The following is a 14,030-nucleotide window of genomic DNA, read 5'->3' as shown; positions in this document are numbered from 1 at the left end:
GCGGCTCAAACACCAACGCCTAACGATGGGGTGCGTCAAACGCGCCCCATCGTCGAGGCGTCGGCGCACAATGCTCACATCCGATTATCGGGAATCAGGGCTGAGCCTGCGGGCCATCGCTAGCGTGACGGGCCACGACACAAAGACGATTCAGTCGGACTTGCGTTCACGTGTGGGAATTTCCCACACGCGCAACACCACCAACCGGAAGGAACATCCGTGACCCCCACCCATGCCCCGCCGTCCTTCTGGCTCGATGACCAATTCCGCGCCTGGCGGTTGGTCGCGGCCAGCGGCGACCACGATGGCATCTTGTTCGACTCGATCGTGGCCGAGGCCGTCGCGGCTGGCCGCGTCGAGGAATTGCTTGCCGCGCTGGCCCGCAACATGTTCATACGGCTGCGCCTCGAAATCGGCGCCGAAAACCTGGACGCGCTGATTGCCGCCGAGCTGGCGGCTGTTGCGACCGAGCGCGAACGAGACGCCGGCCAGTGAGGCTGCGGCCCAAACGGTTCCGCGCTGCCGTGTCAGTCGATCCCGGCAACCGCGGCGGCCGCCACATTGCGTTAACGCTCGGCCCGGCACTGCAATTCGAGCTGGACACCGACGAGGCCCGCGACTTGGCCTTGGCGCTAGTTGACGCCATCGAGGCTGCCACGAGGCGACCGCAATGCTGACCGCAGCGGAACTCAAGGCGTGCCACTACTGCGCGCGCGTCGTCGATGCCGTGACAGCACCCGATCACCCGATCCGTCGATGGCTTCCCGCGCTGCTCGAGCGGCTTCAAACAGAACTCAGCACTTCGCGGTCGCGAAACGGAAATGTCGCTGCCGCTGAACAATTGGACATGACCGAACTGATCGGAACAGCCCAGGCCGCGGCAATCCTGGGACGAACGCAGCGACGTGTTCAGCAGATCGCCGCCGACCTCGACGGCCAAACAGTCGACGGCCGTTTGCTTTTCCGCCGCAGCGACGTGTTGTCGTACAAGGAGGCAATGAGTGAGCGACGACCAGCCTGACAGCTTCTCGAAGCTTTGGGACGAAGCAATCGATGAACACCTGGCCCAGCTCTCACCGGCTGAGCTGCGTGCCCGTATCGAGCGCGTCAGACAAATGTCAGACGACTACTCAGACATTCCGGTCAGTGATGTCACCGCACGGCATAAGCGCATCGCCGAGAACATGGCAGCCAAAACCGCCCAATTGCGCCGCGTGCCAGCCGATCACAACGGTGCACTGGGGACCGGCCTCACACCCGTTGACCTCACCCGATCGCAGCCCCAACCACCGAAAGCGCCACAACCGGGCCTTGCACCCAATCGGGCGCAGGCCCGCGCCGGCGGGCCGCCGCCTAACCCACAACACACGACCGCAGCCGAATCCATCGCATCGAAACTCAGGGAGCACCGCAATGCCTAAGCCGGCCACACCCGACGAGATCGCCGCCCAGCTCGCCGCCGCCGAAGCCGAAGCACAGCGGCTCCGCGACCGCCGGGCCGCCATCGAACAAGCCGAGCGCGACGCCCGCGACGCCACCGAACTCCGGTTGTTCAAGGAGGCGTACATCGGGCAGGACAACTACCGGCAACGCCGCGACGAAGCCAAGAAGCGACTCGACGAGCTGGCCGCCGCCCAGCACCTCGACCTCGCAGAGCTGCTCGCCGCGTTCGACGAGTTCCAACGACTCGACGCACAGGCCGGAGCCGCCGCCGCCCACGCTTCCCGACTCAACCAAATCGACCCGCTACCGCCGCGAGCCAACGGCGCGCCCCGAACCCGCCCAACCCGCGTGCAACGGCTGTACCGAGACTTGACCTTCAGCGCATGGCTCGACCAAGTACTCACAGCCCGCGCGCAACGCGCCCACGACCACCACCTCGCCGAACTCCAGGCCGCCACCCACACCGCCATCGACGCCGCCGCGGCCGAGGCCCGCGACAAAGCCGCAGCCGGCCAACCCCTCAACCACGACGCACCGCCCAGCATCACCGAGCTGCACCGCCGAGCCGTCGAACAAATCGACCCGGCCACCTTCGACGAAGACAACGTACGGGCATCCGGCTTGCAGCAAGCCCGACTCAACGCCGAACAGGCCGCCCTCAAACAGCTTGTCGCCGAAGGCAACTAACCAACCAAAAGGGAGACCCGCGCCAATGACGAACACACTCAACTACGCCGGCCAAGCCCTCACCATCACCGACACCGAAAAGGCGGCAGCGCTCGACACCATGAACGCCGCCACCACGGACGACGGCGACCAAGGCACCGTTCTCACCGTCGCCGGAACAACCCGGCCCATCTCACCACCCACAGACCGCCGGGCTAGCGCGCGCCCAGGTGACCTGACACCCAGGCCTAGGCCCGGCACCCAACCAACAAAGGAGATCAACATGGCATGGGGCAACAGGCCACGCTCACACATCCCCAAACGCATCAAAGACCAAGTACGCAGACGCGACAAAACATGCCAGCTCGCCTACCCAGGCTGCACACAGCGCATCGACGAGATGGACCACATCATCGGCCTAGCCGCACAAGGCATCCCACGCACACCCGTCCTGTCCGCCAACGAAATTCAGGGAGTTTGCCGACACTGCCACGCCATCAAAACACAAGCACAAGCCACCGCCGGCAGACAGCGAGCCATCGCACAACGCGGCAACCTCAGCCGCCGCTACCGCAACCACGAACACCACCCCGGCCTGATGACCGAATAGCAGCCGTCGTCGCCGTTGCTTAGACCACCTACCGGGATACCGTTAGGCCGCCCATCCAACTCGGAACGCGATAGCGGTCGCGCTGCTGCGTGCGGGTTGTTCGGTGTTTTGTCGCAGCTACTACGCCGCTGCGCTGGCGTTATCGAGACCTCCATCGTAACCGCTGAGGCGCGCGCGGAGGCACGCGCGCAGGCGGGAGGATAAGAGGATCGTGGAGGTGGCCGTCGGCCCGGTGGTTCGCGCACGCACTGGGCGGCCGGTTCGCCCAGCGCGTGCCACCGCCGCCGCGCACCGACGCCTACTATTGGCCGACCGGCCGCGGAGCCCTACGAGTTCGACCCGGTGAGCGGCCAGTGGCGCGCCCGCGCCGACTATCAGCCGAGGGGGGACTAGCAATGATGTACGGTGCCGCGACATCGGGTCACGCGCTGGGCGCAAGCGGTGGCCCGTTCGCCGCCTGCTGGCGGGTCACGGCGGCGCTCATCTGCGCCAAAGACCAGGACGGGCTGCTGCGTCACTGCTATAAGGGCGATGTCCTTGGACTGGCTGCACCCTGAGCAGCGCGACCACTTTCTGCGAATGCGACTGGTGGAGCCGGTCACTGAATCCGGCGCGGCCGACGGTGATTCGCCGCGGCCCGCCGCGCCCGGCGACGCCCGCCGATCGGTCATCGTTTCGCGTGCCTATCCGTCGTTTGCTGCCGCGGTGTGCATGGTGTGTTGACACACAACGACCGGGCCGCAGTGGATGCAGTCAATGCGGCCGTCGTCGAGAACTTTGTGACGGTTTCCGGCGGGTAACCCGTCAGAACCCGTCAAACCGTCAGAGTCGCTGGTAGACGGCCCGAAACGTCTGACGCTTTCTGACGGGTTGACGGGTTGCCCAAACAACCCGTCAGATGCAAAAGCCTCATTAACCTGCGGATTGACGGGTTCTGACGGGTTCTGACGGGTGTAGCGCGTGAAAACGTCATCGAAGTCCTCTAAGCGATAGCCGCGAGCCGACGCATTCGCATTGTGCTTGGTCTTAATGCGGAACTCGCGAAGCCGATAGGCGAGTTTGCTCGGGGTTAGCTCGACGACGACGATGATGATGTGTCGGACATTGTGCTGGAATGTGCCACGGTTCGGGTCGGTTACATCGGTTACATCGGCAACACCGCTGGTCGGAGCGCATGTTGGTGGCGCGCCGCAGTGTAAACCGCGTAACCGATTCGTCGGTTACACACCCGTTGTCGGCGGGTACGTCCACATCATCGCTGAGCTGTGATGTTTCGGGTGTAACCGATGTAACCGATGACTTTTGTCGAAGCTGGGGGTTGCCGCGGAGGCCGGCGCGCCGACGTGTAAGGGATGCGCTGCGGGCCGCTGGTGTGCGGTACGGCAACGGTGTGATCGCTGCCGCTGTCCGCGTCAGAAAGGCGCGCGCGGCCCCGCCGCCCCGGACAGTTGATTCGCGAACGCCTGGCGCGCCGGTGTTGGCGCGTTTCCGGGCGGTCCACCCCTCCTCACACACCGTTTGACCTGCGATTTCGTGTGGACGGGTGGACGGGTCGAAGTGTCCACCACATTCTGAAGTGTCCACGGGTTTTTGCTGGTCATCGCCGGTTTGCGGACGGGTGGACACCTGTGGACGGGTGGACCGCGTGAAACTGTCGGGCCGGATGAGGGCCTGGCCGCCGCGCGCAAGTCCAACTGCCCACGGCCCGCGCGTCCCTTTTCGTTGGTGTCACCGAAAAGTCCGGCGGCCGGACCTGGACGGGATCATCTCGGGCACGCCCAACCGTACAAGGAGTATGACGCATGAATCTTTCAATGCACTGGAACCGGGGGGAGGTGCGCAGTGGATTACGGTGCGGCGCAGCAGCATTGGCTGGACACGATGATGGCGCAGCAGACCTTGGTGGCGCTCTCCGACAACCCCGCCCAGTTCCGCGAGCCGCCGCTGGTGGGTCCTTTCCGGCAGGCGTGGAACGAGCGATACGGCCACGGCGGCGACTACTTGACCTGGAAGTTCTAGCGACGACCAGCCACGTTGTTGACGCCACCGGGTTGGCGGCCCGCCGTCGGCGATCAGCTTGGCGCAACCGCGCGAAGAATCCGCCCAACACCACTCCGGCGCGCCCGGTAGTGGTGAACGATTCCGCCGGACAGCAGCGGGCCACCGGTAGCGATGTTTTGTACGGTGATGTCGTTGATTGGCTGATCGGTGCTGATGGCGATGAGTGAGCGCGCCATATCCTCGATTTCGTCGATGCGGCGGGCTTGGGTGAGTTGGTCGATTTCGGGCACGCGGATCATCCACCAGCGGCCGTCGCGCTCAACCTCGATTTCGTATTCGGTCATCACGCCTCGCTCGCATCCTCGCTCTGTCGAATCGGCGCAGCTTACTACGCCGCTGCGCCGACGGTGGGGGACATAAGCCTGGCTTAGACCCTCGGCGCCTAAACGATTGGCTTCGACTTTGCTGGCGCTTGCGCCGACCGTTCCGGCGAGCCGGGTGTGTTTTCGGTCGGCTCGCCCGGTGACTGTCGCGTTTCCGCTGGTGGGGCGCTCCCTGTGTGTGACAACCGTGTACCGGATACACGGTTCGGTACACGGTTGTTTCCGCAGGTAGGTGGTGGTGTACCGTCCGTGTACCCGTGTACCCGGCGGGCATCCACCTGGTGGATACCCCTGGTGGCCAGTACCGTCCGTGTACCCGTGTACCCGGCGGTACGCCCTTCCGCGGTCGCCCGCCGTCTCCTCAATTTGCCCCTCGGCGATTAGCTGAGCAACAGCGTGCCTCGTCGTACAGGGCTGGAACGACGTAAACGTCCCGCTCATCCCACCCGCACTGTGCGATGTACTCGGCGACGTCCAGCCCGTCATCAACCGTTTCAGGGCCGAGGACGCGACGCCCGCACACGTCTGGATCGTCCTCGTACTCGGAGATGATCTCGTCGATCTGCTGCCGCGCCGCCTCAGCGTCAGCAGTGAGCGTCATACGGTAGCGGCTACCGGCCCAGATGCGGTCGTATCCTGCCACGATGCGCTCAGCGAGAGGCCCGATCCGCTCCATGAGACCCACCGCGACATCGACCGACGGCGCAAAGGGGGAAGCCGAGCGTTGGCTCGCGGACTATCTGACCGAGCAAGGTGCAGTCTCGTCGAAGACGGCCAAGGCTGACGCCGCTAAAGCTGGCATCAAAGAACGCACATTGCAGCGTGCCGTCAATTCGCTTGGCCTGGTGGTTGAAAGTAGAGGCTTCCCGCGGGTCACTTGGTGGCGACTGGCCAATGCTGCCAGTGACGCCAGCACTCCTACGCCTGAAAACCTTGGCGCGACTGGCGCGACTGGCGCAACTGACGATGACGTGCGGAAACACAATGGCCCTTCGTCGCCCAATTCACAGTCGCGCCAGTCGCGCCAAGATTCTGAGACAGGCGCGACTGTGGACGAGCACTGCCAATTCTGCGACGCGGCGCTCGAGCATCCTGACTCAATCGCCATCGGCCTATGCGCCGAATGCCGCCTAACGGCAGGCGGTGCGGCGTGAACCGCGCCCAACGCCGGGCTCGTGTCCGCGCAGAAGCAAGACGACGCGACCGCACCGTCATAACCGGACAGGTCATCATCGGAGCCCCCGAGATTCTGTCCCACCTGGAGGTGCGTTGCCCCGAATGCAATTCCGATATCGAACGCTGGACCGACCGCGACGGTCGCCAGCACATCGACATGCTGCACGACGACACCTGCCCGACGTTCAGCCCCGTTTGGCACGTATTTGGCATGACCTTCGGCCAAGCCCTGACAAATTGCGCTTGACCTGCATAAATACTGGTGCGCGGTACTGGGATTGAACCAGCGACCTCTTCCGTGTCAGGGAAGCGCTCTCCCGCTGAGCTAACCGCGCCCGGGCCGAAGAAAGAGAGGTGGAGACGGGAATCGAACCCGTGTGCACGGCTTTGCAGGCCGTTGCCTCACCACTCGGCCACTCCACCGCGGGGTTAACGCCACCACCTTCGAGCGGATGACGGGATTCGAACCCGCGACCCTCACCTTGGCAAGGTGATGCGCTACCAACTGCGCTACATCCGCGCGCAACGGACGAGATCGTCGCCCGGTGCGAAGCACGACGATAGTCCACTTGAGCAGGACCGCACAAATCTCTTGACATCTTCGGGTATACCTCACCGCGGCGCGTACAGCACGTTCTCTCAAGTCGCCCGTCACGTGCTAACCTTCGACCTCGTCTGGCCCGCGGCATCGGTCCTGTAGCTCAGCGGGAGAGCGTCCGCCTCACACGCGGAAGGTCGCTGGTTCGATCCCAGTCGGGACCACTTCGTGCTTTGCGCTTACCGTCGGTTGTTCTGGCCGCGGCCCTCAGCATCGCCTTTTGGTTCACCGTTATTAGAAGTGAAATGCCGGCATCGGCACGTTGAAGCGCGGCACAGCCGGGACAGCAGGTGCCGCAGGCATCGCCGGGGCCGGCATGGTCGGGATTCGTGGGGCTGCGGGAGCCGGCATGGCCGGGAACGCTGGTGGCTCGGGGGCGGGCAGATGGATCGGTGCGGGAGCCGGCACGCGTGCCGGGGGCTCGGGCGTTGGAATGCGCACCGGCGGCTGCGGTGACGGAAGGTCAACCGGCGGCTGCGGCTCCGGAATGCGAACCGGCGGCTGTGGCTCCGGAACGTGAACCGGTGGCTGCGGTGACGGAATGTGCACCGGCGGCTGCGTCTCCGGAACGTGAGCCGGCGGCGTGGGAGCGGGCGCCAGCACCGGCGGGGTGGGCACATGAACCGGCGGCCGCGGTGCTTGCACGGGAGAAGCAGAGATCGGCAGCTGTACCGGCGGCTGCGGGGGCGGAAGGCGAACCGGCGCCGCGGGAACCGTAATGTGGACAGGCGCCGGCGGCGGCGCGGGCACTGGCATCGGGGCGGGGATTGGCACAGGCACCGGTGCGGCCACCGGAACGGGCTGCGGCGCCGGTGCTACAGGCACCGGTGCGGCCACCGGAACGGGCTCCGGCGGGGCCGGGGGGTTCACGGCCGGCGGCGGTCCTGCCGCGGGCACAACCGGTGGCGCCTGGTGCATCGGCTCCGGTTGCGGTGCGGGCGGCTGGGCGGCCGACGGCGGGGGTGGCTGCTGGGCCGGCACGATGAGGCTTTGAGCGGGCTCGGGACGCAAGGCGACGGTCGGCCGTATGCTGATGGCCAACGAAATCGCCAGCGCCACAACGCCTCCGACAACGATCGTCGCTAACGTGCTACCGACCAGCAACACCGGCCTACGCCGCTGCCCGGTGTCGGCGGAGACGGCTGCCTCGTTGGCTTCACCGGCGGCGCTGTAAGCCAAAACCCCATCACCCGCCGAAGGATCCGAGGAACCCTGCACGAAACCCAGGTAAGCCAGCGGATCGACCTCACCGGTGCCGGGATCCTGCGCGTAGGCCAAAGCGGCGGTCGACGACGCAAACAGCGGCGCGTTGGCCGACGCCAGCGCCGCGCCGCGGGCCAGCGCCGTCTCCGGCTCCTCGGGTGCGCTGACCGCAAGCGGCGTCGCAGCTTCGAGTCGCGGCTTGATCGCCGCGACGTCGACGCCGCTGCCGACCACGAACAAGCCCTCCGGCCGGGACTGCAGTGCTTCCAGACCGGCGACCAGCGAGAGCAACCCGGGCCCAGGGTCGTCGCCCGGAGTAAGAGACTGGCGGCGCACGTCGGTGATCGAACCGTCGGCGGAGTCCACCACGGCCAAGGTCGCCGTATCGGGCTCGACGAAAAGCATCGCGATGTGTTCGTAGCCGATCGCGCTGCCGACCGTCTGCGCCAGCGCGGCCGCGGCCAGAAAGGCGGACACCAGCATGACGTTTTCGACCTGGTGGGCGGCCAGCGCGTCGCGCAGCGAGGCGGCCTCGGCTTGGTCGGTCCACGTGACGCCGGTCGCCAGCAGATGATGGCCGGCTTCGGCGGCGCCTTCGCGGGTACCGAGAATGGCCGCCACTACTTGTTCGGACGCGCCGAGGGTTGCCAAGCCCAAGCCGGCGGCGGTGTCGAAACTGTCTTCTTCGACGGTCACGCCGTCGCCGTTTTGGCCCTCGACCACCACCATGCGAACCGATTCCGGCGCCATCGAGACCCCGAGTACGACGTCCATCGCTCCTCCTAAGTCCCTGGGCTCATCGCGGTCTGATCGGAGGAGAACACCGCGCGCGGGCCGCGATCTACACCATCTTCGTCCCAGCCGGGCAAGACGTTACACCGGCTAATTAAGTCGGAGCTGTGAATTTCGCGCCCGCACAGACCACAACACCGCGATCAGACCACCCGGAACCCCTCCAAGTCTGCCTCCTTGACGGTCAGTCCGTGACCCGGCGCGCTGCGGTCCGGACGCAGGACGCCACCTGGCTGCGGCGCCAAAGCGCCGTCAAAGGCCATCCCTTCGATGCGGACGTGGTCATGGAAATACTCCAAGTGCCGCATGCGCCACACCGCCGTGCCGGTGTGGGCGCTGATTTGCGGAGCACAATGCAACGACAGGTCCATGCTGCGGGCGTCGCACAGCGCGCCGACCTTGAGCACCCCGGTGATCCCGAGGGCGCGGGTGACGTCGGCTTGCAGGCAGTCCACCGCGCCCGCATCGAGCATCTGCTGGAAATACGGTAAGTGGTAACCATATTCACCGGCAGTGACGTCCATTCCCGCCGGGCCTTGCACGCACAACTGATGCAGCCCGTCGAGGTCGTCGGAACTCACCGGCTCTTCGAACCACCGCACGTCGTACTCGGCGAAGCGGCCCGCCCACAGCAGCGCTTGTTTGCGGCTGTAGGCGCCGTTGGCGTCGACGAACAGCTCGGCGGCATCGCCGATCGCGCACCGCGCCGCGCTCACCCGTGCGGTGTCGGCGTCGGGGTCGCGCCCCACTTTCATCTTGACTCGCGGGATCCCGGCCTCGACCCAGCCACATAGCTGGGCCCGCAGCGTGTCGTTGTCATACGAGGTGAATCCGCCGCTGCCGTAGATCGGGGTGGCGTCGTGGACGGCGCCGAGCGCGATCGTCAGCGGTTCGTCCAGTAGCCGGGCCCGCAGATCCCACAGCGCGATGTCGACGGCGGAGATGGCTTCGGCCACCACTCCGGGCTTGCCCAGGTTGCGCACCGCGTGCTGCATCTCAGCCCATCGGGCGGGCGGTTGCAGGGCGTCGCGACCGGTGACAACGTCTGCCAACTTCGATCGCACCACGGTCACGACGGGTGTGTCCGCATAGGTGTACCCGGTCCCGACCTTGTCGCCTGCGCGTGCCGTCACCAGCACGAGGGTCGTCGAGTCCCAGGCCAATGTGCCGTCGGACTCGGGTGCGTCGGTGGGAATCGTGTAGGCGCGGGCTTCCACGGATTCGACGGGAACGGCGGTGGTGGCACGTGAAGTCATGCCCGGTGTCTACCCGCAACGCAAACCGGGTATGCCCGGTTTTGCACCTGCAAGGCGGGGCGAGCGGAAGGGTGACGATGCAGGGAAAACCAGTACTCGCCGAAGAGCTTGCGCCGCACGTGCTTCGGGAATACGCACTGCTCGCCGACGGCGAACGGGGAGTTGTCGTCGGGCCGCGCGGTGATTGCTGCTGGATGTGCTTGCCCCGCTGGGACAGCCCCGCGGTGTTGTGTTCGTTGCTGGGCGGGCGCGGTGTCTACGCCGTGTCACCGGATCACCCGCGGTTCGTGTGGGGCGGCCGCTACGAACAGCGGTCGCTGATCTGGCGGTCGCGCTGGGTTACCACCGACGGGATCGTGGAATGCCGTGAGGCACTTGCATTTCCGGGCGACCCGCACACCGCGGTGCTGTTGCGGCGCATCGTCGCGCTAGATGCGCCGATGCGGATGCGGGTCACCCTTGACCTGCGCGCGGATTTCGGCGTCGAGCCGATGCGCGACCTGTGCGACAGCGATGGCGTGTGGACCGGGCGGACGGGACGACACCGGTTCCGGTGGACCGGCCCCGGCGAGGCCCACCGCGGCGACGACGGCGCGCTGCACGCGGTCATGAACGTCGCGCCCGGACACGACTTCGACTTGGTGCTAGAAGTGTCCGACCAGGAGTTGCCCACAACCGCCGTGCGGCCCAACGACGCGTGGCGAGAAACCGAACAGGCTTGGGCCAACGCGGTTCCCGCGTTCTCGGGCACCTTGGCCGATCTCGACACCCAGACCGCCTACGCAGTGCTGCGCGGCTTGACGAGCGGCGGCGGCGGGATGGTGGCCGCGGCAACGATGTCGTTGCCGGAACGGGCTGAGCAAGGCCGAAACTATGACTACCGCTACTGCTGGATCCGCGACCAGTGTTACGCCGGTCAGGCCGTCGCCGCGGCCGGCAGCTATCCGCTGCTCGACGACGCCGTCCGCTTTGTCAGCGAACGCGTTCTTGCCGACGGGCCGCGACTTCGGCCCGCGTATTCCGTAATCGGCCAGCCACCGCCGCGCGAACAGCCGCTCGACCTGCCGGGTTATCCGGGTGCCGATGTCAAGACCGGCAATTGGGTGACCGAGCAGTTCCAGCTCGACACATTCGGCGAGGCGCTGCTGCTGTTGGCGGCCGCCGCGAGGTGTGACCGCCTGGACAGCCCGCACTGGCGTGCGGCGGAAACGCTGGTGCGATCTATCGGAGAGCGTTGGCGCGAGCCCGACGCCGGCATCTGGGAGATAGACAATCGGCGCTGGGCCCATTCGCGGCTGATCTGCGCGGCCGGGCTGCGGCGCATCGCTGAGCAGGCGCCCGCACGTCAGGGTGCCGAGTGGCAGCGCTTGGCTGACCTGCTCGTCACCGACGCCGATTCCGACTGCCTACACCCGAGTGGCAGATGGCAACGCGCACCGGATGATCCGCGGATCGATGCGGCACTGTTGATGCCGTCGATCCGCGGGCCGATCCCGACCGGCGATCCGCGCGCGGTGGCCACACTCGAGGCCGTACGTGCCGATCTGGGTCGCGACGGTTTCGTGTACCGGTTTCAGCCCGACCAGCGGCCACTCGGCCAAGCCGAAGGCGCTTTCCTCCTGTGCGGCTTCCTGATGGCCCTGGCCGATCATCAGCACGGCAACCACGTGGCCGCCGCTCGATGGTTCGAGCGCAACCGCACCGCCTGCGGCCCACCCGGATTGCTCACCGAGGAATTTGACGTGGCCCAACGCCAGCTGCGCGGCAACCTACCCCAGGCGTTCGTGCATGCGCTGTTGTTCGAGACGGCGCATCGACTCGCCGACGGATGCCGTCCGCCGGTCGGCGTCGGCACCGGATAGACGCGTTTGCCGAGCGGCGCCGCGGGGTACGTAGCCGCCGTGGTTCCTCTCGCCAACATGATTGTCCATACGTGGCGGCGCAGCCGGCTGTATCGATGGCTTCGCCTCAATGGCTATGTGGCGTTCGACCTGCCGCGCACGGTAACCGGGCTGGGCGGTCTGCTGCTGTTGGGCATCGCCGTCTCGCACGCGTACGTCATGGCCACGCACGAGGCGCTGCCGCGGTATTTCGTGGTCTACTGCGCCGTGACGATCGCTGCCTGCGTGGTGGCAGCCGGCGCGATGTGGCTTGCCCTCAAGCCTCGCGCGCCACAGCTGGGCTGGTTTGTCGGCGATCTGGTCTCGGTCGTCGTTGTCGTGCTGTACTTCGCGAGCCGCGCGGCCAGCCTGCCCGGGCTGACCGCGGTGACGGGCCGGTGGGACTTCGCCCCTGCGACGTTCGCGTTCGCCTTCGCGGGAGCCTTTGTTGCGGTGCACATGTCGGTGCTGCTGGGCATCAACGTCGCCTATCCCCAGCGGCAGGGCTGGCACGACTGAAGGCCCAGCAATGTCGACGCTCGACTATCCGGTGTGGCTGCGGGTCGACCACTGGCTCAACGTGCTGTTTCTGACGCTGCTGTTGCGCAGCGGCATCGAAATCCTGGGTACCCACCCCAAGCTGTACTGGAACGACGACAGCAAACCCGGCACCGAGTGGGCACGCTTCACCACCAAGGAAATGCCGACCGACAAGCTGTACGACACCCTCGACGAAGAAGAGTCCTACAGCTCGCTCGTTGCGCTGCCGGGCCACAAGAAATTGGGCATGGGCCGGCACTGGCACTTCTTCTCGGTGATCTGCTGGATTCTGGTCGGGCTGTCGTACTACCTGCTGCTGTTCGCTACCGGCCAGTGGCACCGGTACTGGCCCTATTCGTGGTCGATCTTCCCGGAAGCCTGGAACGACATCGTCGCCTACATGACGTTCAACCTGCCGCCGCTGCTGCCCGGCGAGCCGCTGGATGCCATCCAGAAGCTGACCTACGCGGGCGTGATCTTCCTGCTCGCCCCGTTCCAGATCCTCACCGGTGCAGCCCAATCCCCGGCGATCGAGGCACGGTTTCCGTGGTATGTCCAAATGTGGGGTGGACGGCAGTGGGCGCGTAGCCTGCATTTCTTCGGTCTGCTCGCCTTCCTGGTGTTCATCGTGATCCACCTGTCGATGATCTTCTTCTGGGGCTGGGGTCAACTCAACGCCGCCATGATCTTCGGCTCCGTCCGCAACATCTATTGGGCGACCGCACTGTCGGCGGTGATCGTCGGTGCAATCATCGCGATCCACATCGCGGCAACGAAGTGGAGCCTTCGCAGGCCCGTGCAGGTACACCGCATCCTTGGCGCGATCAACACGCCGGCCAAGCTGATGTTGTTGCGGCCGTTGAATTCACGGCAGAACTACCCCTTGCGCAAACTGTCGAGAGAACACCGCGTCAATGGCAAGCCACCCTGCTCGACCGAGTACAAGGTGATGGCGGTGCACAACTTCATCGACTGGCGGCTGCGGGTCGGCGGGCTGGTGGAAAACCCGGTGACCCTGGACCTCGCCGCACTGCGGGGGCTGGCCGAACCGGAAACGCAGCGGGTCATGCACAACTGCGTGCAAGGTTGGACGAGCCTCGGCCAATGGAGCGGCCTGCACCTGAGCAAGCTGGTAGAACACGTCAAGCCGCTGCCGCAGGCACGCTACATCTGCTTTTTGACCATGCAGGACAACAGCCGCGACGAACCCAGCTCCGACGGGCTGGGGCAGTTCTACGAGGTCATTGATCTCGAGCTGGCCTACAAGCCGCAGACCATCCTGGCCTACGAGATGAACGGCAAGCCGTTGCCGATCAAACACGGTGCACCGCTGCGGTTGCGGGTGGAGACCCAGGTGGGATTCAAAATGGCCAAGTGGATCAACCAGATTGAATTCATCGACGACTACACCGGTATCGGCATGGGCCTGGGCGGGTGGCGTGAGGACAACATCCACTACGACAAGGACGTGGAGATCTGACC

The 14,030-nt window shown here is 65.9% G+C and carries 17 protein-coding genes and 4 tRNA genes; 14 read left to right on the top strand and 7 right to left on the bottom strand.

The window, feature by feature from the left end:
• The first annotated feature begins 219 nt into the window (after positions 1–219).
• The 8 genes from MYXE_RS14790 to MYXE_RS14745 all read left to right on the top strand — a co-directional run bounded on the left by MYXE_RS14790 (position 220) and on the right by MYXE_RS14745 (position 4,738).
• Positions 220–495, top strand: coding sequence for a hypothetical protein (locus MYXE_RS14790; RefSeq protein ID WP_003919054.1), 276 nt, complete (start codon positions 220–222; stop codon positions 493–495).
• Between the two features lie 29 nt (positions 496–524).
• A complete protein-coding gene (locus MYXE_RS14785; protein WP_161552099.1) occupies positions 525–677 on the top strand; it encodes a hypothetical protein in 153 nt (50 codons plus the stop codon).
• Positions 671–1,021: a hypothetical protein gene (locus MYXE_RS14780; protein ID WP_085193818.1), complete on the top strand. Its 351-nt coding sequence runs from the start codon at positions 671–673 to the stop codon at positions 1,019–1,021. Before MYXE_RS14785 ends, MYXE_RS14780 begins: the two co-directional genes overlap by 7 nt.
• Complete coding sequence (locus MYXE_RS14775) at positions 1,002–1,421, top strand: hypothetical protein (protein WP_085193820.1); 420 nt, start codon at positions 1,002–1,004, stop codon at positions 1,419–1,421. The genes MYXE_RS14780 and MYXE_RS14775 overlap by 20 nt, the downstream gene beginning before the upstream one ends.
• Complete coding sequence (locus MYXE_RS14770) at positions 1,414–2,130, top strand: hypothetical protein (RefSeq protein ID WP_085193822.1); 717 nt, start codon at positions 1,414–1,416, stop codon at positions 2,128–2,130. The genes MYXE_RS14775 and MYXE_RS14770 overlap by 8 nt, the downstream gene beginning before the upstream one ends.
• 25 nt (positions 2,131–2,155) lie before the next feature.
• Positions 2,156–2,719: an HNH endonuclease signature motif containing protein gene (locus tag MYXE_RS14765; RefSeq protein WP_085193824.1), complete on the top strand. Its 564-nt coding sequence runs from the start codon at positions 2,156–2,158 to the stop codon at positions 2,717–2,719.
• A gap of 531 nt (positions 2,720–3,250) precedes the next feature.
• Positions 3,251–3,442 carry a hypothetical protein gene (locus tag MYXE_RS14755; RefSeq protein ID WP_085193826.1) on the top strand — a complete coding sequence of 64 codons (192 nt, stop codon included), beginning with the start codon at positions 3,251–3,253 and terminating at the stop codon, positions 3,440–3,442.
• A gap of 1,119 nt (positions 3,443–4,561) precedes the next feature.
• On the top strand, positions 4,562–4,738 hold the full coding sequence (locus MYXE_RS14745; protein ID WP_161552097.1) for a hypothetical protein: 177 nt from the start codon (positions 4,562–4,564) through the stop codon (positions 4,736–4,738).
• Between the two features lie 53 nt (positions 4,739–4,791).
• Here MYXE_RS14745 and MYXE_RS23615 read toward each other — a convergent pair whose 3' ends face one another.
• Together MYXE_RS23615 and MYXE_RS14740 are read right to left on the bottom strand one after the other, a co-directional pair.
• Positions 4,792–5,064, bottom strand: coding sequence for a hypothetical protein (locus MYXE_RS23615; RefSeq protein WP_085193828.1), 273 nt, complete (start codon positions 5,062–5,064; stop codon positions 4,792–4,794).
• Between the two features lie 400 nt (positions 5,065–5,464).
• Positions 5,465–5,746, bottom strand: coding sequence for a hypothetical protein (locus MYXE_RS14740; protein ID WP_142688746.1), 282 nt, complete (start codon positions 5,744–5,746; stop codon positions 5,465–5,467).
• A gap of 31 nt (positions 5,747–5,777) precedes the next feature.
• On the opposite strand from MYXE_RS14740, the gene MYXE_RS14735 reads away from it, so the two are divergent.
• A complete protein-coding gene (locus MYXE_RS14735) occupies positions 5,778–6,257 on the top strand; it encodes a hypothetical protein (protein WP_085193832.1) in 480 nt (159 codons plus the stop codon).
• On the top strand, positions 6,254–6,526 hold the full coding sequence (locus tag MYXE_RS14730; RefSeq protein WP_085193834.1) for a hypothetical protein: 273 nt from the start codon (positions 6,254–6,256) through the stop codon (positions 6,524–6,526). The genes MYXE_RS14735 and MYXE_RS14730 overlap by 4 nt, the downstream gene beginning before the upstream one ends.
• Positions 6,527–6,539: 13 nt before the next feature.
• Here the strand turns inward: MYXE_RS14730 and MYXE_RS14725 are convergent.
• The 3 genes from MYXE_RS14725 to MYXE_RS14715 form a co-directional block, all read right to left on the bottom strand.
• Positions 6,540–6,614 (bottom strand) — tRNA-Val (locus MYXE_RS14725).
• Positions 6,615–6,631: 17 nt separating this feature from the next.
• Positions 6,632–6,702, bottom strand: a tRNA-Cys gene (locus tag MYXE_RS14720).
• 24 nt (positions 6,703–6,726) lie between these two features.
• A tRNA-Gly gene (locus MYXE_RS14715) sits at positions 6,727–6,799 on the bottom strand.
• Between the two features lie 170 nt (positions 6,800–6,969).
• Between MYXE_RS14715 and MYXE_RS14710 the strand changes: the two genes are divergently transcribed.
• Positions 6,970–7,041: transfer RNA gene (locus tag MYXE_RS14710), tRNA-Val, on the top strand.
• 70 nt (positions 7,042–7,111) lie between these two features.
• Here the strand turns inward: MYXE_RS14710 and MYXE_RS14705 are convergent.
• Entirely contained in the window at positions 7,112–8,854 is a 1,743-nt protein-coding gene (locus MYXE_RS14705) for a DUF7159 family protein (protein WP_232061896.1), read from the bottom strand.
• Positions 8,855–9,015: 161 nt separating this feature from the next.
• The gene (locus MYXE_RS14700; RefSeq protein WP_085193836.1) at positions 9,016–10,128 is read right to left on the bottom strand and encodes an enolase C-terminal domain-like protein; all 1,113 of its coding nucleotides are present in this window, start codon (positions 10,126–10,128) and stop codon (positions 9,016–9,018) included.
• A gap of 77 nt (positions 10,129–10,205) precedes the next feature.
• Between MYXE_RS14700 and MYXE_RS14695 the strand changes: the two genes are divergently transcribed.
• Genes MYXE_RS14695 through MYXE_RS14685 form a run of 3 tightly spaced genes read left to right on the top strand, consistent with a single transcriptional unit; the run spans position 10,206 to position 14,028 of the window.
• The gene (locus MYXE_RS14695) at positions 10,206–11,990 is read left to right on the top strand and encodes a glycoside hydrolase family 15 protein (protein ID WP_085193838.1); all 1,785 of its coding nucleotides are present in this window, start codon (positions 10,206–10,208) and stop codon (positions 11,988–11,990) included.
• A 57-nt stretch (positions 11,991–12,047) separates the two neighbouring features.
• The gene (locus MYXE_RS14690; RefSeq protein WP_085193884.1) at positions 12,048–12,527 is read left to right on the top strand and encodes an oxidoreductase; all 480 of its coding nucleotides are present in this window, start codon (positions 12,048–12,050) and stop codon (positions 12,525–12,527) included.
• 10 nt (positions 12,528–12,537) lie between these two features.
• Positions 12,538–14,028 carry a molybdopterin-dependent oxidoreductase gene (locus MYXE_RS14685; protein ID WP_085193840.1) on the top strand — a complete coding sequence of 497 codons (1,491 nt, stop codon included), beginning with the start codon at positions 12,538–12,540 and terminating at the stop codon, positions 14,026–14,028.
• Positions 14,029–14,030 lie beyond the last annotated feature (2 nt).

The organism is Mycobacterium xenopi, from assembly GCF_009936235.1.
Taxonomy (GTDB): domain Bacteria; phylum Actinomycetota; class Actinomycetes; order Mycobacteriales; family Mycobacteriaceae; genus Mycobacterium; species Mycobacterium xenopi.
The sequence above is the reverse complement of the archived record's forward strand: the minus strand, read 5'-3'. Positions and strand labels throughout refer to the sequence as shown.